Origin of the sequence: Argonema antarcticum A004/B2 (assembly GCF_023333585.1) — a bacterium.
GTDB lineage: Bacteria > Cyanobacteriota > Cyanobacteriia > Cyanobacteriales > Aerosakkonemataceae > Argonema > Argonema antarcticum.
In genome coordinates this window covers 1-23,980 of the sequence record NZ_JAIQZN010000108.1, presented here as the reverse complement: position 1 = coordinate 23,980, position 23,980 = coordinate 1, and the positions used below count along the sequence as shown (strand labels likewise).

Sequence of the window (23,980 nt, the reverse complement as noted above, 5' to 3'; positions counted from 1 at the left end):
CAGCTAAAAGCTGAGCGATTTTGGATGGCTAGAAGTTTAGACTATCGCACCTGCGGTGCGATAGTCTAAACTCCAGTAACGCAGTGTAACGCACAGAATACAGTTGAAGATATGCCTTAGCTTTAGCGTAACGCACTTTTTTAGCTGATTCTAAATTATCTAAAAAACAAGCGCTCTTAAGCAGTAAAATATTAGCAGTAAAATATTAGAATCAACTTAGATGGCAGAGTTACCACAGGAAATAACAACTACTGTTTTAGATTTGCAGCGACAATTGTTGGCAATCATCAGTAAGGCAAGAACGACGGAATTTACGATCCTGGAACGTTATGGGGAGACAGAGGCAACGATTATTGACTTTGCTCAACTCCAGAATACCAGAGAAAGGGCAGAAACTTACTACTCCCGCTTTTGCACTCTTCTATTGCAGATTGCCAAATCCTACCCAAGCCCTTCATCTGCTATGCTAGAGTTACTGGCCCGATCGATTGAACAGGCACAAGCTAACGCCCCAGCCTCGGAAGCAAGTATCCAAGAAATCAAAAGGGATTGGAATTTATTATGAATCAAATACCACCACCTCCCAGCCTAGAAAAAGTCAAGGAAAGAGCAGCTAAGATGGAGGAAATTAATCAACGTTGGGATGCTCTGATTGCGATCGCAGATTATATGATTGCTGAATTAGAAGCTGATATTTCCAAGCAGAAAGTTCCTCGTTACAAATTGGAGAAAGCTATGGAGTTGCTGAATATTCAGCCACAGAAGATGGAAGAAAGTAGGGGCGGGTTTTGCCCTTGAGATTATCTGTTGAGATCAAGGATTGTTTGCTAAACCCACCCCTACAATCATGGTATGGGCGGGTTTTGTTGATAGATTGTCTGTTGAAATCAAGGATTGTCTGCTAAACCCGCCCCTACAATCACATAACCGATACAAGTCCCATCCTATCGGACTCGATCTGAAAAATATAGTTTTAACTTACTATATTATATCGATTTTTAATATACTTTTTTAACACAGTATTCAAACTAAAAAAAGTTGTCTTACCATTTTCTTTGGCATCCAATAATAACCTGTTTCCTAGTGATTGCATCCCATTTAATAAATCTGATGGCGATAATGGGATTGCCTGTAAAATTTGCGGTAAAGCAACAGGATCATTTTCCTTAGCAAGCTGAATCATTATGGCAAGTTCTTGCTGCGTTAGTCGCTGAAATTGTTGGTCTAATTGTGCTTGCAAAGATTCGCTTAAAATCACTGCATCGCATTCCAAGAAATCAGAAACGCTACCGCCAAATAACTCTTGTATCATGGTAGCAGTATATTCTAACCAGAGCGGATTGCCTTGATAGGTATTTATCAAGGTTTCCCAAGTATCTTCATCGGATAATTTATGTTCTCTCAGAATTTCTTTAGCTGCAATTCCTAAACTGCCTAATACTAATAAGCGGACAGGAGTATTTGCTTTTTCTAATTTGGCAAGTTTTCTCAATTTTTCCCAACTATTTAAGAGCAAACAACTATTGTGACAAACTTCGGCAATTAATTTAAAAAATAACTGATAATCTTCATATCCAGTTTTATATTGACCTGCTAATTGTCCGCTGCTGAAAAGCATCTGCACGTCATCAAGGATAATTAGACAGCGATATTGGCGTAAATAGTTGATGAGTTGGGATATTTGCGTTTCGATGTTCTGAGGAATATCTGTTTTTTCCGAGAAGATTTGCAATAGGTTGGTGAGAGTGGCGTCTAGAGTTGGGGAAAAGCGGAGACTGCGATAAATTACATAGTCAAAATTGGTTTTGATTTGGTCTATCAGTCGCACTGCAAGGGTTGTTTTGCCTATTCCGCTGATTCCCAGTAGTGCGATGAGGCGACAGCGTTCTTGTAGTATCCAGGTTTCGAGGGTGGCGAGTTGGGGAGTGCGATCGTAGAAACTGAAGATTTCGGGTGCGTCGCCTAAGTCGATGTGGAGTTGAGTTGGGGTTTGTTGGGGTTGTTGGGTGACTTGTGGAGATTGAGGAGTTTGAGGACAAATGTTGACATTATTAACTGTTCCATAATTTTTCTCAATAGCTGAATAATTACAAAACTTTGCTCTTTCTAATATATATCGAACATTTGCTTTACTAACATTTTCTTCCAACACATTTGAAAGGATTTTCCATAATTCGCAAGCAACATCCCTGATATGACCCTCACTCAAGTGGAATTCTTCTGCAATTTGGGAATATTTCCGATCTTCGATCGCACCTCGGAGTATAGCTTCTTGCAGATATTCTAAGTGTTTCCCTGTTTTAGAGAAAACTAGCTCGTCTGCGAGTTTCAGGACTGCTTGAACGTCCATAAGTTACGGATTTGCTATGGTTTCTCGTATTTTACCCGATCTTTCCGACATTTTCCGATCTTGTCGGGTTGCAAAAGTCCCGACAATTCCGACTGACAGGGTTTAGATTTGGGTAGGATAATTTACAACTAGAGGTATAGGCTATTTACCGAAGAGTGAACTCTATGGAACTTTACATTGACACAAGAACTGCTGATCCCGATCTTTATCAAATAGGAAATTGGATAAAAATACGTTTTCGAGATAATTTTGATGATGCTATTAGTGCTGAAAGAATATCAACAACTAAAGTTAAAATCAAAGTCGTGGAAGTAGCTGAAGCTAATAGAAACAAAGGTCGTGGTACAGCACTTGTTCAAAAACTTTTTGATCTATTGCCTAGTGAGGTTGATTGTGTTGTACTAGGTAGTAATGATGCGCCTGAATGGTGGAGAAAAATCAAATATAGAATTAGAGGCGGTGACAAGCTCGTTTTGTAGCTAATTTAGTTGAAGTGTAGGGTGCGTTAACGAAGTGTAACGCACCGCGCAACAACGGCAAGGATGGGGAGAGGGTTTAGAGGGAGCGATCGCGCATCATCCCAGTTTAAGTTTTAAAAATGACTGAATTGGTTTAAAAGAAGGGTTGAAATGACAAGTCCATATCAAGATATGATAGAAAATTTCACTCGCTCTCTAGATCGAGGAGATTTTTATCAAAATAACAAAAAATATCAACAGGCACTTCAAGAATATGCGAATGCGTTATCAAGCTTGCACGTAGCTGTGATGATTAGCGAAAATGTTAATAGGCGCAATAATCAGGTTTACTATGAGTTAGAAACCCGAATAACATATCTTTTTTTAATTGCTACAGTCCTGGGTAAGATAACAACTTGTTATGCAAGTATGGTGCATTTTAAGGAAAGTAGTTACATTTTGAGTCAAGAAAAGGAAATTGTTAGTATATTAGCTAGGTATGAGAGGAGTTTTAGTGCTAAAAATCTAAATAATTATGAAGCTTGTCGAGAAAATATTAGCCTTAACGAAAGTAGACTGACAATTCAAGAAGCGTTATTACAGCAAGGAAGCTCAATTCAAGAGATAAACCTTGATGAGATATCAAAAAAAATCCGTGAGACTATAAAGGATATTTCAAAGTTGGAGCTTTGTGGGTTCATGTTGACCGATGGTACTAGCACGAGTAGCTCTTGCTTCATCGCCACAGCAGCTTACTCAACTTCCACACACCCAGATCTAGACACATTCCGCAATTTCCGAGACGAAAAATTATTAACTAATCCTCTTGGAAAACGGCTAGTTAATCTCTACTACCAAATCAGTCCTAGCATAGCTCAATATGTCGGAAACCAGCCAACAATCAAAAGTTTTGTGAGACAACAACTAGAACGTTTAGCACAGTGGATGCGTAATTAAAGAGTTAAAAATCGGTAAAAGTTAGGGTGTGTTATGCTTCGTTAATGCACCGCAGAAGTAGTAAGGATGGGATGAGGGTTAAGAGAGGGCGATCGCTTTAGTTAAATCTCTTAATGCGTTTGTATATATAAATCAATTCTTTGAGTAAGTGAGGGATTAATCGTGGTAATTTTTATATTGTTTATATTGATTGTAATAGGGGCTGTAATTGCTTATTTTTTATTCTCTAGCAACTTAAGCTTAGTCGATTTAATCCAGATCATAAATGACAGCCTGAAAGAAAATTCAACTAATACTGGGAATCAAAACAAATTTATTAAACTTGATGAAAGTCAACTGAATGATGATTTAAGTTCAGCAGTAGGAATAGATTCTCGAAACTCGCGTAATTTTCTTGCAGTAAAAGACTTTGAATCTACTAATAAGAAAAGTACAGTGGATACAGAATTTATGACAGTGAATTATAACTTATTAAACAATCTGCTATCAGTCCGTAAGTGGAAAGAAGCTGACATAGAGACTGCTGCTATATTACTGAGGATTGCTGGCAGAGAAAATGAACTCTATATCGGAGATATCAACAATTCTCTTGCACAAGCATTAGCAATTATAGATCGGCTATGGCTTCAGCACAGCAATGGACATTTTGGCTTGAGTACTCAGAAGCATATCTGTCAAAGCTTTTCACGAGATTTAAATTTACCACTTCAAATGGAACTTTTAGTTGAGCAGAGTAGTGGAGCCTATGACACAATCTCTTATCCAAACAATAAAAAAGATATTATACTTTTTGGACTTGCTTATGGAGCCTGGTTAGAATATGCTTCTGACTTGGGATGGTACTCTAAAAACTCAAAGGAATGGCTTGATTACAGCCAACTAAACTTTAACATCAACGCGCCTAAAGGTCACTTACATGCACGTTTTTGGCTGTTTTTTGCAGACAAATCGCCCCTAGAAGAATATGATGTACCTGGTAGAGCTTTAAGCGATACTTTCTGTTGGCAAAGACTAGCTGTTCTTTTGTGCGATGACCAAGCGCTTATGGATAAATTTTTAAAATATAACAATCGATGTGGCGTGTTTTCTTATGAAAGGGAACAATATAGGATGGCAATAAAGTACTTTAATGAGTGCCTTCGTATTGACCCCCAAAATCCTTCCGCTACGTCTTGGTACTATAACCAAGGATTATCTAGATTAGAAAAGGAAAAGGATCAACCAGATGGCAAACTACCAGACTATGAATATGAAAATGCAATAGCAGATTTTACTCAAGCCTTGACGATTAATCCTAATTTTTCTCTAGCCTACTATCAACGAGCGCAATGCTACTTAAAACTGAAGAAATATCAACAAGCAATTGAGGATAATGCACGAGTTATCCGTATAGAACCTGATGATGGAGATGCTTACGCTCAAAGAGGACGTTTATATGCTCTTATCGGAGATACGACGACAGATCTTGATAAAGCTTGTTTTAATTGGCTTAGGGCTGCCGACTTATTTAGAAGTCAGAGAGATGTAGAAAAGTATCAAACAATAGTAGCCATACTAAAGCAATGTTGTTGGTCTGAGGATATGACTGAATCCCTCATTAAAAACGGGACAGAACAGCTTACTAAGAAATACTTTTGATCCAAGCCGATTTTTACTATATTTGGATAAACTGTAAGCGATTACGATAGCGCGTATCGCACTTTTCTCTTCCCCCAAAATGCGATCGCACTTCCATCTTTTCCCAAAATGCGATCGCACTCCCATCTTCTCCCAAATGCGATCGCACTCCCATCTTTCCCAAAATGCGATCTCTATTAAACTCTCCTACAGCTTACCTAAAATTTGATATCTCTCCATTCCTTTGCTTCTGTAAACCGTTTCAAATGTTTAGTATTCGTAGAAGCAATTACTATATACTGACCCGGATTTTCTGCTTGGAGAACTTTAGCTTGAGCGCAGATAATCATATCTGCATCAATATTTTTATTGTCCGCTGTTTGAATTCCTTGACTGTGCGCTTGCGCCCACAAATTAGCTGCTTCTTTCATTACCATTTTAGTTAACGGTAAAAAGTCAATAACTTCTGGCAGAATATCTAGATTTTGGATACCTTGAACTCTTGGATTACTCAAAGACGCTAATAGCAAACCCCTTCTAACTTCATAGTCACAAATATCAGAAGTTAGAACATATACACTTTTAGCAAGTAACCCATAAAGCCAGTCTTTACATTCTTTCGCCTCACCCGTATTATTTGGCGAGGCAACTAACCCAAGTATTCCCGTGTCTAAAAAAACAATCATTCTTTATTGTAAAGCTTATGTCCCGGCATTCGGGCACTATCCACAATTTCTTTGAAAGATTCAAAGTAGCTTTCTCTTTGCTTTGATTCCTCTTCCGTAACTTCTTCTTCTATCCAGCTTTTCAGAAGTTTCATTGCCGCCTGATTCTTCTGAAATTGTTCTGCTTCCGTTTTGCCTCTGTGCTTTAAAAAAGGTGTCAAAGAACTACTCATAATTTTAAAGTGTTCCCTAAAATTCAGGTATAATAGCTAGAATAGCCTTTTTCACCGTTGTTAGCTACTGATGGGGAAAACTTATAGTTAAAAGCGTTGGCGTAGCCCGCTGCTAGGCATATCGCACTTCCATCTTTCCCAGAATGCGTTGGCGTAGCCAGCATAAGGCATATCGAACTTCCATCTTTCCCCAAAATGCGATTAAACTTGACTGGGCAAATCAAACGCAATTAACAAAGCTTGATTCACCAAAATTATTGCTTCATTACTAAGCATTCCTCGTAAACTCAGTAAGCGAGTTTTAGATAACACCCTTACCTGATCTGCCATAGCGATCGAATCGTTAGTTAATCCCCCGTCTGGCGCTGTAATTAATATCTGAGTGGGATAAACTCGTTTACCAGTTTGATAAGTAGTGCAGGGAATAGCCAAAACTACAGGACTATATGTATTGATTGCATCTCGACTAACAATGATAACAGGACGAGTGCCCCCTTGTTCAGAACCCTCAACAGGTTCAAGTCGAGCATCGTAGACTTCTCCTCGTTTCATACTGAAGATTCTCCCAATTGCAAGGCTTCCCAACTCGCTACCCCAAACTCAGCCTCCATCTGTAGCACTTGAGCTTGATAATCCGGGTCTTGTGCCATTTCAATCAGTGCTGCATTAATTTCTGCTTGTTTGAGTGCTTCAAGCTCATGTAGAAGTGCTTGCGCTACAAACTCATTGCGACTCTTGGCTTTTCCTTGGCTGACTATTCTGTCAGTCGCGGCTAAAAGTTCTAGAGGTAGAGTTATTGTTGTGCGGACAGTCTGATTTTGCATAACTATCTTGATGTTTAAATTGATGTTGATAATAGCATCAACTTAAGCATAACTTAAAAACCTTAATCAGTGCCGATCGCACTTCCATCTTTCCCCAAATGCGATCGCCATTTAATCTCCACCCCTAATTCGTATTCGTGTTTCCTCAACAATCCATAATTTCTGTGCTACAGTTTCTTGAGCCATTAACGAAATAGCTCCTTGAAAAACTGAAAGTAGATAAGGCTTATCTTGCCGACTCACACGCAACACTATAATACCCGCAAAATCTGGCGGTGGATAAGCACGAATATCTGCAAAATCTAAATCCAGTGTTACTAAAATCCGCTCTTCTTGCCTGCATACCTCAATAATGATATTGTCGCGCTCTCCCGCAAGTTTTTGCTCCTCGACTGTGAGAGCATCATAACCTTGCGATCGCAGCAATTCGGCGACTTCTACAGGTAAATTCTCATCAATTTTGAACTTCATTTACCCACTTCTATCACTGTTGGGATGATGCGCTCGCGAGCCAACTCAGCAGCATAAGCGATCGCAGCCTGAATATCCTCAGCACTCAGAGAAGGATAACTTTGGAGAATTTCTGCTGTACTGACACCAGCCGCTAAATTATCGAGAACAACAGATACCATGATGCGCGTACCTTTGATACAACTTTTGCCATGACATATCAAAGGGTTGGTAGATATTCGTTCTTGCCATTTCATTGTTTGCATTTCTCTGTTCATAATAATTGATATCTTATCACAGGCGATCGCACTTCTATCTTTCCCCAAAATGCGTTGGCGTAGCCAGCATAAGGCATTCGCACTTCCATCTTTCCCAGAATGCGAGCGCTCAACCTAACTAAATGGATTTAACACACTTAATCCATTAATACGCCTAAAATCATCCACATTACGAGTGACTAAAACGCATCCTTCAATTAAAGCGCAAGCTGCAATTACAGCATCAGCTAGTTTCAATCGATAATCTCCACGAATTTGGGCTGCACGATCTAAAACTGATTCCGTCAATGATACGCAGTTAAGAAGCCTCAAAAATTCTCGCATCTCATTCGCTTGTTCTTCTGTCAACGCCGGGTAACAAAGTAACTCCACCCAACTAATCGGACAGTAGAAAGCCTCTGCATCGACCGCTTCAATTTCATCAAATATAGGCTTAACTTCCGGCTCATCATTAAAATAGTAAATCAGGATGTTCGTATCGAGAAGATATTTATTACTCATCCCATTCTTGTCTAAGTTTGAATTGGAATTCCAGAGCATCCACACGCTTAGGCAAAAAACCACGCCATCTTTCTAAATCTAGCCCAGGTGATTTTTGAATGCTCTTTTGAGCCTGGGTTTCTACCCGTTGACGAACCAGCATTGCTAAGTCTTCTAACAGACGCTCTTGCTCATCAGGCGTTAAAGTTTGAGCTTGATCCAGTACCTCGTTGTAAGTAGACATAGGCTCTTTGTTGGGATTTGTGGCTATTCCTGTATTATACCTTAACTTGAGATTGCAGAAAAAGCCTCAGCGAAGCCGAGGGCATTGTCTTTCTTCCCCTTCGCATCCTCATCCCAACTCGCTACCCCAAACTCAGCCTCCATCTGTAGCACTCTTATCACAGGCGATCGCACTTCTATCTTTCCCCAGAATGCGTTGGCGTAGCCAGCATAAGGCATTCGCACCCCTATCTTCTCCAAAATGCGATCGCTTCAGGTTATGCTAGTCATACTGAGTGTTAAAGTTACAGTCTAGTTGGGGCTGTATGTATGGTTGTTGTTGTAGGTGAGTTTGGGGCTGTGGTTGCGGTTCTTGCTATGGCTATGTTTGGGGCTGTTGCTGGATATTTAGCTATGGTATACAATATTCTTCAACCAGAGGCTAGTACCTTTGCTATATTAATTGTGCTATTCCACCTCTAAACCGAGCCAAACTCATCGCCAAATATCGCCAGTCTCAGCAACATTTGATTAAGCCTTAGTGAGGATAAGATGGCTGATTTGCCAGAAAAAACAATCACAACTATACTAGAATTAATGGAAAGGCTTGCAAAGCTAATTAATCAAGCGGCTTCAACGGAATTGTCGATTTTTGAACGGTTTGGCGAAACAGAGGCAACTGCTGCCGTTTTAGAGCAATTGCCGAATATTAGAGAAAGGGCAACATCTTCTTATTCTCGTCTTTCTAACCTGCTGCTGCGAATCTCTGAATTCCAGCCAACGGCTCCGCCTGCTACCCTAGAATTACTGGCTCAAACAATTGAACAGGCTGAGGCTACTGCTGACGCTGGAGAAGCAACTGTTCGAGAAGCTAAAAGTGATTGGAACTTACTATGACTCAACAACTACCTCTTCCTAATCCAGAGAAAGTCAAACAAACTGTCGCTAGGATGCGTGAAACTTGCCGCCAGTTTGATAACCTTAATTTGGCACTTGACGAACTAATTGCTCAGGTAGAAGCAGATATTCGGAATAGCCCCTTAACAGCTTACCGCTTGGGAAGAGTGAAAGCTGTTACCAAGTCAGATAATTCATGAATGACTATCATCGCACTTCCATCTTTCCCAGAATGCTTTGGCGTAGCCAGCATAAGGCATATCGCACTTCCATCTTTCCCAGAATGCTTTGGCGTAGCCAGCATAAGGCATATCGCACAGTACAATTTTATTAGCCCTAGTGACCAGACTCAGCTTAGTCACGAAAAAATAGAGGCGACGGCCTTTATTTGCCAATGGTGAAAAATAGCGGTAAAAAACCGGGTTTCTCTGGATAGATTCAACAAAATTATGCTTTCTTAACCTAAAGAAACCCGGTTCCTGGTAATACTTGAACTGTGAAAATTACCTATTCCACCGTCACCGATTTAGCCAAATTCCTCGGTTGATCTACATCCAAACCGCGACGGGCAGCAATGTGATAAGCTAATAATTGCAGCGGAATTACTGTGACAATGGGGGAAAGAATTTCATCCACTTTTGGCACAGGCAAGATATCATCAAATATTTCACTTGCCTCGGCGTCATTCATTGCTGTTACACCAATCAAGCGGGAATCGCGGGCTTTTGCTTCTTGGGCATTTGAGAGAACTTTCTCATAGTTAACGCCACCAGGCATTGCGATCGCAACTACGGGTACTTTAGCATCCAACAGCGCGATCGGGCCGTGCTTCATTTCCCCAGCTGGATAACCCTCAGCATGAATGTAGCTAATTTCCTTCAGTTTCAGCGCCCCTTCTAAAGCAATCGGGTAATTAATACCCCGTCCGATAAAGATGAAATCTTTAGTTTCAGCAAAACTGTGGGCTAACTCTTCAATATACCGCTCCTGAACTTCTAGAATCATTTCAATTTCTGCCGGAAGCAGTCGCAAACCTTGGAGAATTTGCTCCAGAGAATTAGCAGACAACGTTTGACGGCGATAAGCCAAATCGATCGCCAAACAGTAAAAAGCTACTAACTGAGCGACAAATGTTTTAGTCGCCGCCACCCCAATTTCAATTCCAGCGTGAGTATCGATCATGTACGATACTAGCGAACCAAGAGAACTTTCAGGGCGGTTAGTAATACCCAACAATCGCGGTTGAAACTGCGGTGGTTGACTAATGCGACGCTGTTTTTCCATTGTCAACGCCGCCAAAGTATCTGCTGTTTCCCCAGATTGGGTAACGCCAATTGTCAGAGTATTCCGTGTTAGCGGCGGCGGTGCGTAGCGAAACTCAGAAGCATACTGTACTATTGTCGGAATTCCCGCTAGTTGTTCCAGTAGGTACTTACCGACTAAACTGGCGTGCCAGCTAGTACCGCAGGCGACTATTTGAATTTGTTCTAAATCGGCATACATTTCGGCTGGTAAGTGCAGATTCACCGGCGACTTTGTGTCCGTTGGGTTCCAATCGCTGTTTATATATGCTTCCAAACAAGTCCGCACGACCCCTGGTTGCTCATAGATTTCTTTGAGCATGAAATGTCGAAATCCCTGTTTTTCTACCAGGATGGGGTTCCAGTTGAGGGTACGGGGGGCTTTTTTGAGCCTGTCACCGGCAAAGTTATAAACCTCAACTCCCAGGGGTGTCAGCCGTGCCATTTCCCCATTTTCCAGAGTTAGTACCGTGCGAGTATAGGGTACGATCGCTGGAGTATCCGAAGCACAGAAAAATTCTCCCGAACCAAAGCCTATTGACAAAGGAGCCTGCTGTCTGGCTACGATCAATTCGTCAGGATAATCTGCACTGATGACTGCGATCGCAAATGCCCCCTTCAGTTTGTTCACCGCTTGTCGCACCGCCTCCAAGAAAGTAAAGGGTGTGACGGACGAAGTAGAAGGCAAAAGAGATAAAAATTCAGCTATCAGGTGGGGAATCACCTCTGTATCGGTATCCGAGCGGAATTTGTGCCCTCTACTTTTTAATTCCTCTCGCAACTCGCGATAGTTTTCAATAATGCCATTTTGCACCACAGCCACACGCAGGGCCGTATCCATATGTGGATGTGCATTATACTCTTCAGGCTTACCGTGGGTAGCCCAGCGAGTGTGTCCGATCCCAATTTGGGCTGGATTTTCATCACCAGCTAGTTTGTCGCGCAGGTTTTGAAGCTTACCCTTCGCCCGAACGCAATGTATTTCACCTTCCCTAACCGTGGCAATACCAGCAGAATCATAGCCCCGGTATTCCAGTTTTTCTAACCCTGCCAACAAAATTTCGCTAGCCGCTTGGGTGCCGATATAGCCAACGATTCCGCACATTTAGTCACAACTCCTTTGTTTATATCGATCTAGTCAAAGTGCCATAGAGTCTACTGTCGCCAATCTTGCTGGGACATAATTTGACATACAGAACATTTTTTGACTTAACATGACAATACCAAAGGTAATGTGCTGCTATGTCAACTAATGTTGAGTAAATCAGTTACTAGGAGTTAACTCCTACGGCGTTGCCTTGGTGTAGGGCTTACTGAGTAACCAGCACCGAGTATTAACAGAGACTTTGAATTCCAACCAACAATCGCCACTCGTTACTCAGCACTCGTTACCCAGGACTCTATGACCTACTTGCTAAAACCTACTGGGCTATCCGGATAACCGCTCAAGGAGTAGCTCCATACCTTGTTCAGTATTAACGCAAGTTAATAGTTATTGTCAAAACCCGGTGTGTGTGGGTGGTTTTATTATTACTCCCTTCGGTGGTGGAAGAGTATGTATAGTGGGAGGGCTCTCGGATTGCGGAATATCGCTGGCAAGTGAAGCTTGTTTCGATCGCAGCTTTTGGGTCGCCTGCGCCCTTATCCCCATCTTACACATCAGCGATCGCAAACAGGACTTACCCCGCCCCCCAAGAAGTATAGCTAGGGACTAGGGGCTTTCTTGCTAGGGGCTAGGGAAAGTTTTGAGTTGTAGGGGCGGGTTTCGTTGAGAATAGTTCTGTTTCGACCCCAGATTCATCTGTTAAACCCGCCCGTACAGAGTTTTGAATGCAACCGCTAGCCAGTTATAAATGATTACAATCACAGATATGTAGTGATTTGGATGAGATAAAAGCTCGATCGCACCACTTCTTTGCCCCGTTCCCAAGCTTCAATATAGCGGGTTGCGCTAAGTATACTCCAGAAACCCGGTTTCTTAAAGAAACCGGGTTTCTCTATACCTCACTCACCTGAACAAGGCTGAATGTCGATCGCCTAGCATATACCTACAATATTACTTAGATAGATTAACCAGCCTTCCGCCCCCAAAAAGAGATGTAAAGCTTATGCCGATCGAAACCTCAACAAATGTTTACGGTGATGAAATAGTTAACGCAACTGAATTAAATCGCCAACCTGGTCTGATTCTGGACATCGCTTTAGAACGTCCCGTAACCATCACTCGCAACGATCGCTATTTTGCCTTGTTACCTCGCGAACAAATGGCTTTTTGGGTGAAAGCAACAACCATTTCTAAAACTGTATTTGAACTGATAAATATTGCTTACCGATTACGCTTGGGAGAGCAAATTGACCCCAATCATCCCTATGAATGGCTGAAAGTATTTGACGCTGAGGAGTTAAGCCAACTAATCGCCGAAGTAGAAACTGAGTTTCGTCAAATTGGTTTAGAAACTGGCGCTATAGATAGGCTTGATGCAGTAATACATGAATGGTACGAGAGTGCTTTAGCAAATTCTAGTCCTGAACTAGCAATTGCTTTCACTGATGAAGTTGATGAAGTCTTGCTCACTCAGCTTGTCTCTTGTCTCCCCTCTGCTTGTCTCTTATCCCCCCTCTCTCCTCTCCTGTCCCCCCTCTCCCTCTCCTGTCCCCCCTCTCCTCTTCTGTCCCCCCTCTCCGTCAACGGAGAGGGGGTTAGGGGGTGAGGTCAAGGCAACCAAGGATATTGCTTAAAATCGGGTTCTCTCTTCTCCAAAAACGCCTGTTTCCCCTCCGCGCCTTCCTCAGTCATGTAATAAAGTAAAGTGGCATTCCCAGCCAACTCTTGTAAACCCGCTTGTCCATCGCAATCAGCATTAAAAGCCGCCTTCAAACAACGAATTGCGATCGGACTTTTTTCTAATATTTCCCTGGCCCACTTAATCCCTTCCTCCTCCAACTCTTCGACCGGCACAATACAATTAACTAAACCCATTTCCAGCGCTTGTTCTGCATTGTATTGCCGACAGAGATACCAAATTTCCCGCGCCTTTTTTTGCCCCACAATTCTGGCTAAATAACTAGCACCAAATCCACCATCAAAGCTGCCAACTTTCGGCCCAGTTTGACCGAAAATTGCATTATCTGCGGCTATTGTCAAATCGCACAAAATATGCAGTACGTGACCGCCACCGATCGCATATCCCGCCACCAACGCGATCGCCACTTTCGGCATCGATCGAATCAAGCGTTGCAAATCCAGCACATTCAAGCGCGGCACGCCATCCTCACCCACATACCCAGCATTTCCCCGCACGCTTTGATCCCCACCAGCACAAAAAGCATACTTCCCATCCGTATGAGGCCCAGCGCCAGTAAAAAGTACTACACCGATACTGGTATCTTCGCGAGCATCGGCAAAAGCATCGTAGAGTTCAAAAACTGTTTTCGGACGGAAGGCATTGCGCTTGTGGGGACGATTGATCGTAATTTTAGCGATGCCGTCCGTTTTGTGATAAAGGATATCTTCGTAGGTTTTGGCGGTTTGCCATTCAACTTGCATAGATCGGCGTGTAGAGGTTAAGAATCTTCTATTATCCACTCAGAAGCGCGATCGCCCAAATCAATCAAAATGCTAACCGCCTTACCGAGTCGGGGGCGTTCCTTCGTCTGCTCAATATATTCTTGCACCTGTGCCGCACCACCCCAAGCCTGGATATAACTGGCGATCATATCCAGATGAGCCATATAATCAGCCTCTTTGAGCGGAAAAGACGCCTGTTCTAGATATTTCCACATAATCTGGACAAAAATCTTGCCCTGAATCCGCCGCACTTGAATATCGTAAGAGCGTCCCCACTTATTTAGTAATATCTGGCGTAAGTCTCGTCCTGTCATTCGATTTTGGATTTTGGATGAAAGGATTTTGGATTGAAAAACCGGGATAGGGGAATTGTAGATTTTAGATTTTAGAATTGAATTTCAATTTTTTTATCTAAAATCTGAAATCCTCTCCCCACGAACCACGACACGGATAGGCACAAATGCACGGGTAGAAGAAGAATCACGGTTGTCTCCCCCACTCCCCCACTCCCCCGCTTCCCCACTCCCCCTTATTCCACGATTGAAATACCTAAGTTCTCATTATGAGACGGGGGTCAAAAAATGTAATAATACCCCTGTGAAAGTTGTAAATCAGTTTCTCAAAACATTTGGGAGACTTTGCCGTGTAGCGGCGGATTGCAGGTTCACAAAGCATGGTGAGAAAAATCTGAGTTTTCACTCAGAATCTTGACAAAGATACACACACAAGCATATTTTATGGCTCAAGTTTCAGGATCGGCAGACGTCCCCGATATGGGGCGTCGTCAGTTTATGAATTTGCTAACTTTTGGCACCATCACTGGAACGGCACTGGGGGCGCTATATCCCGTAGTCAAATACTTTATCCCCCCATCTGCTGGTGGTACTGGTGGTGGAGTCACCGCCAAAGACGCACTGGGTAACGACATCATTGTGAGCGAATATCTGACCACTCACGGCGCAGGCGATCGCAGCCTCGCCCAAGGACTCAAAGGCGACCCCACCTACATTGTGGTAGACGATAACAAAGCCATTGCAGATTACGGCATCAACGCTATCTGCACCCACTTAGGCTGTGTCGTACCTTGGAACGTCGCTGAAAACAAGTTTAAATGCCCCTGTCACGGTTCTCAGTACGACAAAACGGGCAAAGTAGTGCGGGGACCAGCACCCCTGTCCCTGGCACTAGCACACGCCGCTGTGGCAGACGACAAGATTACCTTTACGACTTGGACTGAAACAGACTTCCGCACTGGCATTGCACCCTGGTGGAAATAAACAGTGCTGAGTGCTGAGTGCTGAGTGATGAGTGCTGAGTGATGAGTTATTTAGTTACTCATTCCTCAGTTTGATTGAAAGCTGAGAACTATTGATTTGACCTTGGTCACGGAATCGTTGTAATTAGAGATGAAAAAAGTTTGTTTATCGGCGATACGCATTGGCAGTAAGTGGGCGATTACCAAAATAGCACTGCTTGCGATCGCCACATTTGCCCTCTTCCTCGCCAGCGATATCGCACTTCCCCAATCCGCAGCCGCCTACCCCTTCTGGGCCCAGGCAACCGCCCCCGAAACCCCCCGCGAAGCCACAGGAAGGATTGTTTGTGCCAACTGTCACCTGGCATCTAAACCCACTGAAGTTGAAGTACCCCAATCGGTCCTCCCCGACACAGTGTTTGAAGCCGTAGTGAAAATTCCCTACGACAGCAGCAGCCAACAAGTACTCGGCGATGGTTCCAAAAGCGGCTTAAACGTCGGTGCAGTCCTGATGTTGCCCAAAGGCTTCAAGATTGCCCCGGAAGACCGCATTCCAGAGGAAATGAAAGAAAAAATCGAGGGACTCTATTTCCAAACCTACAAAGAAGGAGAGGATAACGTAGTCATCATCGGGCCTATACCGGGAGATCAATATCAGGAAATCGTCTTCCCAGTTCTTTCTCCCAATCCCGAAACTGACAAAAACATCCGCTATGGCAAGTACGCCGTTCATGTAGGCGGTAACCGGGGTCGCGGTCAAATTTACCCCACGGGCGACAGAACCAACAATAATATCTATAACGCTTCCGCCACCGGAACTATTTCTCAGATTGCCAAAGGTGAAGACGGCGGCTACCAAGTAAGCATTACAACCGATGCTGGCGAAACAGTTGTCGATACTATTCTCGCAGGGCCAGAATTGATTGTTTCCCAAGGAGACGCTGTGAAAGCTGGCGACGCCTTGACGATTAACCCCAATGTGGGCGGATTTGGTCAAGCTGACACCGAAATCGTCCTCCAAAGCGCTGCACGGATCAAATGGCTGATGCTATTCTTCACGGGTATCATGCTTTCCCAAGTTCTGCTTGTACTGAAGAAGAAACAAGTCGAAAAAGTGCAAGCCGCCGAGATGAATTTCTAGGTGTGACTTGACACGCTCTAGCTAGAATAATCTCTTTTGGGACAGGCATCTTGCCTGTCCTTGTTATTTTTGAGGATCTGATATAGCTAGGGACTAGGGGCTAGGGGAAGAAGGGGCGTATTTCAAGAGTTTGGTGGAATTAAGAATGTCCTAACTGCCGATAAGGTTGCTATATAGCCAGATGAGATCTCACAAAGGGCGATAAACGCGGTAGTTAATGTTGGGAAAGATATTATCAATTGTCTCAACTTTTTCCAGCCAACCGCTGTCGATTTTGCCCGCGTTAATATCATCGTAGAGTTTATTGAAGCGCATCAGGTGCGATCGCGTCCGTCTTACCGCGTAAGGCACCATCGTCCCAGTCCGCATAATAAACGCCCAATCAGAAGACTGGGCCAGCAGTAACTCTCGCGCCGCCTGATTAAGCGCACGCCACTCCAATTCATCAGCAGGTTCCTTGAGCCCCAACTCAATCATCCGCTCTGCCGCTTTGTGCAGATAGGGATAAATCCAGGAATTCGTATCGTTGAGCCAATACTCGTGGAATCCCTTGAAACCCCAGCTAGACTGTGCAAGACGCATGACTTGATGCCTGCTGTGCATCCGCAGATAGTCTGCCAAGTGAGTCATAGCATAAGTCTTTTGGTCGTGCCAAGTCTTGCGGAACAGGTACTCCAAGAACCAGGGGCCTTCATACCACCAGTGACCGAACAGCTCCGCATCATAAGGCGAGACAATAATCGGAGGACGCTGCATCACATTGTAGAGATGCTCGACTTGCTGCGCCCGGTTATACATAAAGTTGCCAGCGTGTTCTGTCGCCTTTTGCCTCGCCCAGTAAGGATCGTACAGAGCTTTATCGCCCAAACCCAAACCCCGACCAGTGATCTTGTGGTACTTGATCCCAATATTTTTCCGCTGACCGTTGGGCATGATGTAAGGCTTAATATATTCGTATTCCGCTTCCCAGCCCAAGTCCTTATAAAATTCCCGATATTCAGGGTCACCGGGGTATCCCAATTGAGAAGACCAAACTTGATGCGCCGATTCGTGATCCCGACCAAAAGCCGCAATCCCTGACTCAGTAAAGACGGGTGTATAAGTCCCAAACCGGGGGCGGGGGCTACCATAAAGAATCGCATGACCGTCGATGAGGAAATAGCGCAGACCTGCATCTGCCAGCATTTCTTCTAATCCGTTATAGTAAGCACACTCCGGCAACCAAATCCCCTTGGGAGGACGTCCAAAATTTTCCTCGTAGTGTTCGCAAGCCACCCGGATTTGCGCCCATACTGCCTGCGGGTACATTTTCATTAGTGGCAGATACCCGTGGGTAGCGCCGCAGGTGATGATTTCCAGGTTATTGCTATCTAGGTATTGCTTGAATGCGCCAATTAAATCGCCGTTATATTGCTGCCAAAACTGGCGAGTCTCGTAAAATTCTTTGGCGTAATATTCAGATAGGTAGCGCAGATGACCGTTATGGTGATTATGCCCAATTTCGAGTTGGGTCAGCTCTTCCAGTTTGGCCAAGTGCTTATCGTAGCGCTCTTGCAACAGGGGGTCGCGCAGCATTGACACCAAGGGCGGTGTCAGGCTCATCGTTATTTTGAATTCAATGCCGTCTCGCTTTAATGCCTCGAACATCCGCAGCAAAGGGATGTAGGTTTCGGTAATGGCTTCATAAAGCCACTCTTCTTCCAGCACATAGTCACTTTCGGGATGTCGGACGAAGGGCAGGTGGGCATGAAGTACAAGAGCGAGATAGCCAATAGCCATAATGATTTTGTGGAGGTGAATTAAGGTCTTGAGGACGGGGGAGGAAGAATGGTTGACAGTATTTTAAGATTTTAAGGCGAAAGGGACAGTCTTGTAAAACTTCATTGACTTTATAGCCATTTATAGTATAGTATAGTCAAAATCACGGGACAACAATGCAGCTAGTTGAAAAGCACATGATCGATCGAAACCACTGGCTATACAAACAGCTAGATAATTTGTGTTTTCTTTCCAAGAATCTTTTCAACTACGCCAACTACCTAATCAGACAAAAATTTATCCTTTCAGTCGAATACCTAGATTATTACAAAATACAGAAACTATGTCAGGGAACGACTGACTATCTAGCATTACCAGCCAAAGTATCTCAGCAAGTATTATTGAGATTACATGAAAGCTGGAAATCATTTTTTGAAGCTACCAAGGAATATAGCCTACATCCAGAAAAATTCAAAGCCAGACCAAAAATCCCCAGATACAAACACAAAACATTAGGCAGAAATGTACTGACTTACACAGCGCAAGCCATCAGTAAAGAATGGCTCAATAAAGGGATAATCAATCTGTCTAAGACCAACATATTTTTGACTACTAAAGTCAGCCAAGTAAATCAAGTCAGAATCGTCCCAAAAACTTACCATTACGCGGTCGAGGTAGTTTATGAGCAAAAGTATGTAACCCAATCATCATCAGGTGTTGAAGGAATAGCAGGGATTGATATTGGCCTCAATAATTTAGCGACAATTACATCCAATCAAAAGCGGTTTTTCCCGCTCATAATAAATGGTAAACCCCTGAAATCAATTAATGCCTACTATCACAAAAAGAAGACAGTATTGCAGTCATACTTGAAGGGAGAGAGAAAGACATCAATCAAAATTGAACAATTAACTCACAAGCGAAATGTAAAAGTAGATAATTACCTGCATAATGCAAGTCGATTTATTGTCAATTATCTGGCAGCTAACCGAATCGGGACACTGGTAATTGGTAAAAACGATGAGTGGAAACAGGAAATAAATCTGGGCAGACGCAATAATCAAAATTTCGTAGCAATACCTCATGCACGGTTTATTGAAATGCTGACTTATAAAGCAGAGTTAGCAGGAATTGTTGTGAAAGTTATTGAAGAAAGTTACACTTCAAAGTGTTCTTTTTTAGATAATGAACCTTGTGTCAAGCATTCGGAGTACAAAGGTAAGCGAATTAAGCGAGGTTTGTTTCGTGCTGGTGATGGCAGACTGATTAATGCGGATGTGAATGGCAGTGCTAATATTATCAGAAAAGCATTTCCCAACGCTTATGCTGAGGGAATACAGGGCGTGGTAGTACGTCCAGTGAGGGTGACACCTTACAAAATGGTTGTCCGAGGCAAGTGTAATATTTGCTTATAAAACCTGTAACTATGCGCTCGAAAGCATCGTCGCCCAAACCAACGGCCAACTGGGAGGATTTAACCCTAAATACCTCGCCAGACCCAGTGCAGTTGGACAACATCAAAGCCCAGCTGGATTTAGTTTTGCTAGCTTTAGAAGCATTAGCAGGAATAGGTTCGGAAGCGATCCTCGCAGCAGCAGCCCATCTGGGTTTGGAGTCAATGGTTGCTGACCGGGTTTCCTTGTGGCGTCTCCGCCAGTCCAGTCCCTTACGAAAAGGACAGGGAGGGCGTAAAAAGCTGGATGTAGAGGAAGCGCGATCGCTAGTTCTCATTATCTGCCACTTGACCAAACAGCACCAAGAATTAATCCGTCGCGCCGTCGCCCTCCTAGAACAGCTAACCGAGCAAAACCAAAAACCGCATCAAGCCGCTCTGCTGGGAGATTATATTGATACCTTTAGCAACACCTACCAAGAACGTATGGAGGATGGCGACAGCTATTCAGCTGAAGTTCTGACTCACCTCGCTCTCAAACTATTGATCGATCTACTGTTTTACAGCAGTCCTGGCGGTCACCGCCGTCTTTGGTTAGCACTGCTCGGAAAAAGTAAAAAGTATAGCTAGGGACTAGGGGCTAGGGGCTAGGGGCTAGGGGAAGAGGGAAGAAAAGAAGATTTTAGATAAAGTAGAAAATTGAAATTAAATCCAAAATCTAAAATCTAAAATTCTCCTCTGCTCCTCTGCTCCTCTTACCCCCTCCCCTCTGCTCCTCTTACCCCCTCCCCTCTTACCCCCTCCCCTCTTACCCCCTCCCCTCTGCTCCTCTGCCCCTCTGCCCTATGTACTCGTCCACCTCAGTTCTGCGACGCTATACTCCACCCACCTGCACGCTGGAAATTGTGGCCAAAGGCTCACCCCTATCTCGCTGGGTTGGTCGCACCGTGCTGAAGCGGCTACAGTTTGTGCTAAGCTTCGACGATCCGCGAGTGCCAGAGGAAAAACGAGTTAGCGTTCGTGGGGATCAAACGCAACTAGAAGCGCTCTGCGAAGTAGTTCAAGGGTATGTGCAGGACTTTCTGGAACAGTCGCCCGATCGATTGAATGCGTCTTTCTTGGCACCATCGCCTAATGACCAATCCGAACTATCAGACACCAATGGAGAATCGACTAACGGTTCGGGTGACACAAATGCCGAGATGGAAATGCCGCCACATCATACTCCGGGCAGTGAAGAAGGTTCGATAGCATTATCATCTCATCCTTTAGACTCAGACTCAACCGCAACTAATTCACCGGAGTTAGAACTTGGTGAAAAAGAAACTAGCGCTAACGGCACACCATTTTCGCGTCATGAAGTTACAGGAATTTACCTGCAACCAAATGGTCTGCTGTTTCACGACCTGTTTTTAAGTTCTTTGGCTACAGAGCAGTTAGGGCCAGTTATTCACCTGAGTTTGCTGCAATTATTTGATTTGGCGACTGCGCTAGATGAATACGCAGCTGAATTGGAGATATTGCCCACCCTTAACCGCCCAGCTTTGGGCAAAACGCCGCCCTTTTGGGCCAGTATAGCTGCGATCGCTCTGGTGACTGTGGGCGTAACAACAGCGGCTGTGAAATTGCTCGATCGAAAAACTTCTAACCCAGAAATACCCGCAACCGCAGTTAACCCAGAGCCCAACCCAACCGAACAGCCACAAATTGCTGCTGTTCCCTTACCTCAGCCAACACCGGGAGTACCAACGCCACCCCTGTCTTCGTCGCAAACACTGCCAGCACTGCCACCATCGGCATCTAACTTATCTCCCAATCCCAGCGTGACCCTGCCACCGGGATCGGGCCTAGCTCCTTCTCCTGGAGTGATGCCGTCAGCAGCTTCCACAGTACCTCCTTCTCCTGGAGTGACGCCGCCAGCAGCTTCCACAGTACCTCCTTCTCCTGGGGTGACGCCGCCAGCAGCTTCCACATTACCTCCTGGGCCCAGTTCTACTGCATCTAAACCAGAGCAATACAAACTGCCCCTAAATTCTGCTCCACCCCAACCGGGAAGTGGAGGCCCAACAACATCCCCAAAACCACCCGATAATCAAACCGAGGTGAGGATAAATCCCTCAGAAACATTACAGCGTCAGGAGTCTACCCAACCCCAAACACTTAAACAACCTGCTGCGACCGCGCCGCCTCCCCCTAAGCCTAACCCGACCCCCCCGCTTCAGGCGACGACCTCACCAACGGCACAGCGCCAAGAGTCCAGCGATCTTCCCAGTACTAACCAATCTGCGGCTCGAATTGCTTCTGCTCCTGCGGTTGTAACAAAGTCAAGACCGACTCCTGAAGTTATACCGCCTACCGCTCAATCAAGTCCTCGAATTACACCTCCCCCCGCTCAACCAATTCCTCGAATTACACCGCCTCCTACCCAGGAGATTCCACCCATTGCAATTCTTCCTACTCAAGAGTTTCCTTCGATTACACCGCCTCCTATTCAGGAGCTTCCTCCCATTACACCACCTCCCGCGCAGGAGTCGTTTCCAGTCGCGGCGGCTCCCACTCAAAGCGCTGATGTCAAACCGCCAGTTGCCGCTCGGAGTGGTACTCCAGCCCCACCGCCTACCCCCAGCAGCAGTACTTCCCTGTTTGACACGATCCCGCAGGTAGCTGAAGCGAAAAGTTATTTCCAAAATCGCTGGCAACCCCCGACAAGCTTGAAACAACGTCTGGAATACAGTCTGGCGCTTAATCCTGATGGGTCAATTCGCCAGATTATTCCTCTGGGACAAGTGGCAGAAACTTATCTCGATCGTACAGAGATGCCTTTGGTGGGTGAAACTTTCGTCTCTCCGATTGAAGGAAAACGCAGTCCCAAAATTCGGGTGGTTCTGAGTCCAGATGGCAAGGTGGACACTTTCCTGGAATCGTTGGATTGAGGATTGGGAATCTGCCAACTTCTGTGTGTTGCTTTTGACTACGCTCATACCCAGATTTGACAGAACTTAAACCAATAAAATCATTAAATCCTTTTCTAAATTAAGGAAATTAATTATTTTGTCTCAATGTGTTATTGGTAACAAGCATTTTTGAAAAGTACTGAATAGCGATCGCAACGGTTCGATACCTGTACCTATACGGTCAATGCTTCAACGTTTGCTTTTTTAGGGTTAGAGGTGCAGACACTCTCTGGCGCAGAAACCTCTAATGGCAGCACTTCCTGTAACATGAGCATTTCCTTCTGCCAAATCAGTACATCTTCGACACCTTCCCAAGAAGGTGCAAATGGTGGAAGCGCTAGAGAACACGCCGTCCAACTGCCGCGAACGGGCACACTTAGCTGTTGGCAATTACCGCCGCGCCTTCCTTCCGGCGTGTAGTACCGACAAGAACGACAGGCCGAAGCTACAGGATTTACCGTCATGAAACCTCTTTACCTTTTAGGGTTTACTTTGGGTGCATACGTTTTTTGAGTCTTCTTTTATATTTATGCCAAATTACTTAGCCACTATATAAGGCTATAACGCATGAACTGTCAGGGTTCTAGCGATCCCCAGCTAAAATAAACTTTATATTTATTTCATATTTACGTTAAGAAAACGATACATTAAGGCGAAATAACTATACTGATTTCTATAAAAACTAAATCGGGATCAAGGGAAACTTTAATTGGCCGTCTTGGAACATAAGCTAGATACTCACCAAAAATGAGGAATAAAAAGAAATATGCTCTTTAGGTAGAGTCTGATTATATATTTTGCTATATATAGCAACCGCTCTCGTCGGTTAGGACAACTCCAACTCTTCCCTTTTCCCTCTTCCCTCTTCCCTTTTCCCTTTTCCCTTTTCCCTTTTCCCTCTTTCCCTCTTTCCCTCTTCCATCTTTCCCTCTTCCCTAGCCTCTAGTCCCAGTCACATCGGTTAGGACAGTATTAAAGGCTTAAAGCAAGGCGGGGAATCTGTTTGTACGGCTTTCGTTGCACTCAACACTTTGCTATAATGCTTTGTTTTAGTAGATTACCCATAGTTAAAGGGTTAATCAACAGTTGTCACTTTACTAATATTTACTCACAATCCTTCACTTTTACTCCCTGGCCTTACCACACTCGCCCAAACCCATAGTAAAATTTGGCTATGCT

The 23,980-nt window shown here is 44.2% G+C and carries 31 protein-coding genes; 14 read left to right on the top strand and 17 right to left on the bottom strand.

Annotated elements, in window-relative coordinates; genetic code table 11:
* The first annotated feature begins 220 nt into the window (after positions 1–220).
* Both LAY57_RS30175 and LAY57_RS30170 read left to right on the top strand, forming a co-directional pair.
* Positions 221–565, top strand: a complete 345-nt coding sequence (locus LAY57_RS30175) for a hypothetical protein (RefSeq protein ID WP_249070882.1) — start codon at positions 221–223, stop codon at positions 563–565.
* Positions 562–798 carry a hypothetical protein gene (locus LAY57_RS30170; RefSeq protein ID WP_249070880.1) on the top strand — a complete coding sequence of 79 codons (237 nt, stop codon included), beginning with the start codon at positions 562–564 and terminating at the stop codon, positions 796–798. Before LAY57_RS30175 ends, LAY57_RS30170 begins: the two co-directional genes overlap by 4 nt.
* Before the next feature lie 175 nt (positions 799–973).
* Here LAY57_RS30170 and LAY57_RS30165 read toward each other — a convergent pair whose 3' ends face one another.
* Positions 974–2,350, bottom strand: a complete 1,377-nt coding sequence (locus LAY57_RS30165) for a helix-turn-helix domain-containing protein (RefSeq protein ID WP_249070879.1) — start codon at positions 2,348–2,350, stop codon at positions 974–976.
* 164 nt (positions 2,351–2,514) lie between these two features.
* Here LAY57_RS30165 and LAY57_RS30160 point away from each other — a divergent pair, with 164 nt between their 5' ends.
* From LAY57_RS30160 to LAY57_RS30150, 3 genes are all read left to right on the top strand, one after another.
* Positions 2,515–2,829 (top strand): hypothetical protein, encoded by a 315-nt coding sequence (locus LAY57_RS30160; protein WP_249070878.1) that lies wholly within the window; start codon positions 2,515–2,517, stop codon positions 2,827–2,829.
* Positions 2,830–2,979: 150 nt separating this feature from the next.
* Positions 2,980–3,765 (top strand): CFI-box extended C-terminal domain-containing protein, encoded by a 786-nt coding sequence (locus LAY57_RS30155; RefSeq protein ID WP_249070877.1) that lies wholly within the window; start codon positions 2,980–2,982, stop codon positions 3,763–3,765.
* A gap of 162 nt (positions 3,766–3,927) precedes the next feature.
* Positions 3,928–5,403, top strand: a complete 1,476-nt coding sequence (locus tag LAY57_RS30150; RefSeq protein WP_249070876.1) for a GUN4 domain-containing protein — start codon at positions 3,928–3,930, stop codon at positions 5,401–5,403.
* A 16-nt stretch (positions 5,404–5,419) separates the two neighbouring features.
* On the opposite strand, the gene LAY57_RS30145 is transcribed toward LAY57_RS30150, so the two are convergent.
* From LAY57_RS30145 to LAY57_RS30100, 10 genes are all read right to left on the bottom strand, one after another.
* On the bottom strand, positions 5,420–5,566 hold the full coding sequence (locus LAY57_RS30145; RefSeq protein WP_249070875.1) for a hypothetical protein: 147 nt from the start codon (positions 5,564–5,566) through the stop codon (positions 5,420–5,422).
* A gap of 34 nt (positions 5,567–5,600) precedes the next feature.
* Positions 5,601–6,068, bottom strand: a complete 468-nt coding sequence (locus LAY57_RS30140) for a type II toxin-antitoxin system VapC family toxin (RefSeq protein WP_249070874.1) — start codon at positions 6,066–6,068, stop codon at positions 5,601–5,603.
* Positions 6,065–6,280 carry a hypothetical protein gene (locus LAY57_RS30135; protein ID WP_249070873.1) on the bottom strand — a complete coding sequence of 72 codons (216 nt, stop codon included), beginning with the start codon at positions 6,278–6,280 and terminating at the stop codon, positions 6,065–6,067. The genes LAY57_RS30140 and LAY57_RS30135 overlap by 4 nt, the downstream gene beginning before the upstream one ends.
* Before the next feature lie 201 nt (positions 6,281–6,481).
* Positions 6,482–6,832 carry a type II toxin-antitoxin system PemK/MazF family toxin gene (locus tag LAY57_RS30130; protein ID WP_249070872.1) on the bottom strand — a complete coding sequence of 117 codons (351 nt, stop codon included), beginning with the start codon at positions 6,830–6,832 and terminating at the stop codon, positions 6,482–6,484.
* Positions 6,829–7,104, bottom strand: a complete 276-nt coding sequence (locus tag LAY57_RS30125; protein ID WP_249070871.1) for a ribbon-helix-helix domain-containing protein — start codon at positions 7,102–7,104, stop codon at positions 6,829–6,831. The genes LAY57_RS30130 and LAY57_RS30125 overlap by 4 nt, the downstream gene beginning before the upstream one ends.
* Before the next feature lie 111 nt (positions 7,105–7,215).
* Entirely contained in the window at positions 7,216–7,575 is a 360-nt protein-coding gene (locus tag LAY57_RS30120; protein WP_249070870.1) for a DUF5615 family PIN-like protein, read from the bottom strand.
* Complete coding sequence (locus LAY57_RS30115) at positions 7,572–7,811, bottom strand: DUF433 domain-containing protein (protein WP_249070869.1); 240 nt, start codon at positions 7,809–7,811, stop codon at positions 7,572–7,574. Before LAY57_RS30115 ends, LAY57_RS30120 begins: the two co-directional genes overlap by 4 nt.
* A 135-nt stretch (positions 7,812–7,946) precedes the next feature.
* Entirely contained in the window at positions 7,947–8,333 is a 387-nt protein-coding gene (locus LAY57_RS30110) for a type II toxin-antitoxin system VapC family toxin (protein ID WP_249070868.1), read from the bottom strand.
* The gene (locus LAY57_RS30105; RefSeq protein ID WP_249070867.1) at positions 8,326–8,556 is read right to left on the bottom strand and encodes a hypothetical protein; all 231 of its coding nucleotides are present in this window, start codon (positions 8,554–8,556) and stop codon (positions 8,326–8,328) included. Before LAY57_RS30105 ends, LAY57_RS30110 begins: the two co-directional genes overlap by 8 nt.
* Before the next feature lie 41 nt (positions 8,557–8,597).
* Entirely contained in the window at positions 8,598–8,774 is a 177-nt protein-coding gene (locus tag LAY57_RS30100; protein ID WP_249070866.1) for a hypothetical protein, read from the bottom strand.
* 90 nt (positions 8,775–8,864) lie between these two features.
* On the opposite strand from LAY57_RS30100, the gene LAY57_RS30095 reads away from it, so the two are divergent.
* The 3 genes from LAY57_RS30095 to LAY57_RS30085 all read left to right on the top strand — a co-directional run bounded on the left by LAY57_RS30095 (position 8,865) and on the right by LAY57_RS30085 (position 9,631).
* Positions 8,865–9,017: a hypothetical protein gene (locus tag LAY57_RS30095; protein ID WP_249070865.1), complete on the top strand. Its 153-nt coding sequence runs from the start codon at positions 8,865–8,867 to the stop codon at positions 9,015–9,017.
* A gap of 69 nt (positions 9,018–9,086) precedes the next feature.
* Entirely contained in the window at positions 9,087–9,431 is a 345-nt protein-coding gene (locus LAY57_RS30090) for a hypothetical protein (protein WP_249070864.1), read from the top strand.
* Entirely contained in the window at positions 9,428–9,631 is a 204-nt protein-coding gene (locus tag LAY57_RS30085) for a hypothetical protein (protein WP_249070863.1), read from the top strand. The genes LAY57_RS30090 and LAY57_RS30085 overlap by 4 nt, the downstream gene beginning before the upstream one ends.
* On the opposite strand, the gene LAY57_RS30080 is transcribed toward LAY57_RS30085, so the two are convergent.
* A complete protein-coding gene (locus LAY57_RS30080) occupies positions 9,626–9,793 on the bottom strand; it encodes a hypothetical protein (protein ID WP_249070862.1) in 168 nt (55 codons plus the stop codon). The genes LAY57_RS30085 and LAY57_RS30080 overlap by 6 nt on opposite strands.
* Before the next feature lie 145 nt (positions 9,794–9,938).
* Positions 9,939–11,837, bottom strand: coding sequence for a glutamine--fructose-6-phosphate transaminase (isomerizing) (gene glmS, locus LAY57_RS30075; RefSeq protein ID WP_249070861.1), 1,899 nt, complete (start codon positions 11,835–11,837; stop codon positions 9,939–9,941).
* A 1,003-nt stretch (positions 11,838–12,840) separates the two neighbouring features.
* On the opposite strand from glmS, the gene LAY57_RS30070 reads away from it, so the two are divergent.
* Positions 12,841–13,443 (top strand): hypothetical protein, encoded by a 603-nt coding sequence (locus LAY57_RS30070; RefSeq protein WP_249070860.1) that lies wholly within the window; start codon positions 12,841–12,843, stop codon positions 13,441–13,443.
* A 2-nt stretch (positions 13,444–13,445) separates the two neighbouring features.
* Here LAY57_RS30070 and menB read toward each other — a convergent pair whose 3' ends face one another.
* On the bottom strand, positions 13,446–14,279 hold the full coding sequence (menB, locus tag LAY57_RS30065) for a 1,4-dihydroxy-2-naphthoyl-CoA synthase (RefSeq protein ID WP_249070859.1): 834 nt from the start codon (positions 14,277–14,279) through the stop codon (positions 13,446–13,448).
* Between the two features lie 17 nt (positions 14,280–14,296).
* Positions 14,297–14,614: a DUF3067 family protein gene (locus LAY57_RS30060; protein ID WP_249070858.1), complete on the bottom strand. Its 318-nt coding sequence runs from the start codon at positions 14,612–14,614 to the stop codon at positions 14,297–14,299.
* Between the two features lie 423 nt (positions 14,615–15,037).
* Here LAY57_RS30060 and petC point away from each other — a divergent pair, with 423 nt between their 5' ends.
* Both petC and petA read left to right on the top strand, forming a co-directional pair.
* Entirely contained in the window at positions 15,038–15,577 is a 540-nt protein-coding gene (gene petC / locus LAY57_RS30055) for a cytochrome b6-f complex iron-sulfur subunit (protein WP_249070857.1), read from the top strand.
* A 129-nt stretch (positions 15,578–15,706) separates the two neighbouring features.
* On the top strand, positions 15,707–16,696 hold the full coding sequence (petA, locus tag LAY57_RS30050) for a cytochrome f (RefSeq protein WP_249070856.1): 990 nt from the start codon (positions 15,707–15,709) through the stop codon (positions 16,694–16,696).
* A 189-nt stretch (positions 16,697–16,885) separates the two neighbouring features.
* On the opposite strand, the gene LAY57_RS30045 is transcribed toward petA, so the two are convergent.
* A complete protein-coding gene (locus LAY57_RS30045; protein ID WP_249070855.1) occupies positions 16,886–18,475 on the bottom strand; it encodes a glycoside hydrolase family 57 protein in 1,590 nt (529 codons plus the stop codon).
* Positions 18,476–18,630: 155 nt separating this feature from the next.
* Here LAY57_RS30045 and LAY57_RS30040 point away from each other — a divergent pair, with 155 nt between their 5' ends.
* The 3 genes from LAY57_RS30040 to LAY57_RS30030 all read left to right on the top strand — a co-directional run bounded on the left by LAY57_RS30040 (position 18,631) and on the right by LAY57_RS30030 (position 22,780).
* On the top strand, positions 18,631–19,869 hold the full coding sequence (locus LAY57_RS30040) for an RNA-guided endonuclease InsQ/TnpB family protein (protein WP_249070854.1): 1,239 nt from the start codon (positions 18,631–18,633) through the stop codon (positions 19,867–19,869).
* A gap of 11 nt (positions 19,870–19,880) precedes the next feature.
* Positions 19,881–20,477, top strand: a complete 597-nt coding sequence (locus tag LAY57_RS30035; RefSeq protein ID WP_249070853.1) for a DUF3038 domain-containing protein — start codon at positions 19,881–19,883, stop codon at positions 20,475–20,477.
* Positions 20,478–20,692: 215 nt separating this feature from the next.
* The gene (locus LAY57_RS30030; protein ID WP_249070852.1) at positions 20,693–22,780 is read left to right on the top strand and encodes a DUF4335 domain-containing protein; all 2,088 of its coding nucleotides are present in this window, start codon (positions 20,693–20,695) and stop codon (positions 22,778–22,780) included.
* Between the two features lie 194 nt (positions 22,781–22,974).
* On the opposite strand, the gene LAY57_RS30025 is transcribed toward LAY57_RS30030, so the two are convergent.
* Positions 22,975–23,265: a hypothetical protein gene (locus tag LAY57_RS30025; RefSeq protein ID WP_249070851.1), complete on the bottom strand. Its 291-nt coding sequence runs from the start codon at positions 23,263–23,265 to the stop codon at positions 22,975–22,977.
* Positions 23,266–23,980 lie beyond the last annotated feature (715 nt).

Excerpts from the sequence above, each read along its gene's own strand:
- LAY57_RS30175 (WP_249070882.1), top strand. The coding sequence starts at position 221 with ATGGCAGAGTTACCACAGGAAATAACAACTACTGTTTTAGATTTGCAG.
- LAY57_RS30070 (WP_249070860.1), top strand. The coding sequence starts at position 12,841 with ATGCCGATCGAAACCTCAACAAATGTTTACGGTGATGAAATAGTTAAC.
- LAY57_RS30115 (WP_249070869.1), bottom strand. The coding sequence starts at position 7,811 with ATGAAATGGCAAGAACGAATATCTACCAACCCTTTGATATGTCATGGC.
- LAY57_RS30025 (WP_249070851.1), bottom strand. The coding sequence starts at position 23,265 with ATGACGGTAAATCCTGTAGCTTCGGCCTGTCGTTCTTGTCGGTACTAC.
- LAY57_RS30105 (WP_249070867.1), bottom strand. The coding sequence starts at position 8,556 with ATGTCTACTTACAACGAGGTACTGGATCAAGCTCAAACTTTAACGCCT.
- LAY57_RS30155 (WP_249070877.1), top strand. The coding sequence starts at position 2,980 with ATGACAAGTCCATATCAAGATATGATAGAAAATTTCACTCGCTCTCTA.
- LAY57_RS30030 (WP_249070852.1), top strand. The coding sequence starts at position 20,693 with ATGTACTCGTCCACCTCAGTTCTGCGACGCTATACTCCACCCACCTGC.
- LAY57_RS30100 (WP_249070866.1), bottom strand. The coding sequence starts at position 8,774 with ATGCCTTATGCTGGCTACGCCAACGCATTCTGGGGAAAGATAGAAGTG.
- LAY57_RS30170 (WP_249070880.1), top strand. The coding sequence starts at position 562 with ATGAATCAAATACCACCACCTCCCAGCCTAGAAAAAGTCAAGGAAAGA.
- LAY57_RS30040 (WP_249070854.1), top strand. The coding sequence starts at position 18,631 with ATGCAGCTAGTTGAAAAGCACATGATCGATCGAAACCACTGGCTATAC.
- LAY57_RS30120 (WP_249070870.1), bottom strand. The coding sequence starts at position 7,575 with ATGAAGTTCAAAATTGATGAGAATTTACCTGTAGAAGTCGCCGAATTG.
- LAY57_RS30110 (WP_249070868.1), bottom strand. The coding sequence starts at position 8,333 with ATGAGTAATAAATATCTTCTCGATACGAACATCCTGATTTACTATTTT.
- LAY57_RS30060 (WP_249070858.1), bottom strand. The coding sequence starts at position 14,614 with ATGACAGGACGAGACTTACGCCAGATATTACTAAATAAGTGGGGACGC.
- LAY57_RS30130 (WP_249070872.1), bottom strand. The coding sequence starts at position 6,832 with ATGAAACGAGGAGAAGTCTACGATGCTCGACTTGAACCTGTTGAGGGT.
- glmS (WP_249070861.1), bottom strand. The coding sequence starts at position 11,837 with ATGTGCGGAATCGTTGGCTATATCGGCACCCAAGCGGCTAGCGAAATT.
- LAY57_RS30095 (WP_249070865.1), top strand. The coding sequence starts at position 8,865 with ATGGTTGTTGTTGTAGGTGAGTTTGGGGCTGTGGTTGCGGTTCTTGCT.
- LAY57_RS30045 (WP_249070855.1), bottom strand. The coding sequence starts at position 18,475 with ATGGCTATTGGCTATCTCGCTCTTGTACTTCATGCCCACCTGCCCTTC.
- LAY57_RS30125 (WP_249070871.1), bottom strand. The coding sequence starts at position 7,104 with ATGCAAAATCAGACTGTCCGCACAACAATAACTCTACCTCTAGAACTT.
- LAY57_RS30140 (WP_249070874.1), bottom strand. The coding sequence starts at position 6,068 with ATGATTGTTTTTTTAGACACGGGAATACTTGGGTTAGTTGCCTCGCCA.
- LAY57_RS30090 (WP_249070864.1), top strand. The coding sequence starts at position 9,087 with ATGGCTGATTTGCCAGAAAAAACAATCACAACTATACTAGAATTAATG.
- petA (WP_249070856.1), top strand. The coding sequence starts at position 15,707 with ATGAAAAAAGTTTGTTTATCGGCGATACGCATTGGCAGTAAGTGGGCG.
- menB (WP_249070859.1), bottom strand. The coding sequence starts at position 14,279 with ATGCAAGTTGAATGGCAAACCGCCAAAACCTACGAAGATATCCTTTAT.
- LAY57_RS30160 (WP_249070878.1), top strand. The coding sequence starts at position 2,515 with ATGGAACTTTACATTGACACAAGAACTGCTGATCCCGATCTTTATCAA.
- LAY57_RS30165 (WP_249070879.1), bottom strand. The coding sequence starts at position 2,350 with ATGGACGTTCAAGCAGTCCTGAAACTCGCAGACGAGCTAGTTTTCTCT.
- LAY57_RS30085 (WP_249070863.1), top strand. The coding sequence starts at position 9,428 with ATGACTCAACAACTACCTCTTCCTAATCCAGAGAAAGTCAAACAAACT.
- LAY57_RS30035 (WP_249070853.1), top strand. The coding sequence starts at position 19,881 with ATGCGCTCGAAAGCATCGTCGCCCAAACCAACGGCCAACTGGGAGGAT.
- LAY57_RS30135 (WP_249070873.1), bottom strand. The coding sequence starts at position 6,280 with ATGAGTAGTTCTTTGACACCTTTTTTAAAGCACAGAGGCAAAACGGAA.
- petC (WP_249070857.1), top strand. The coding sequence starts at position 15,038 with ATGGCTCAAGTTTCAGGATCGGCAGACGTCCCCGATATGGGGCGTCGT.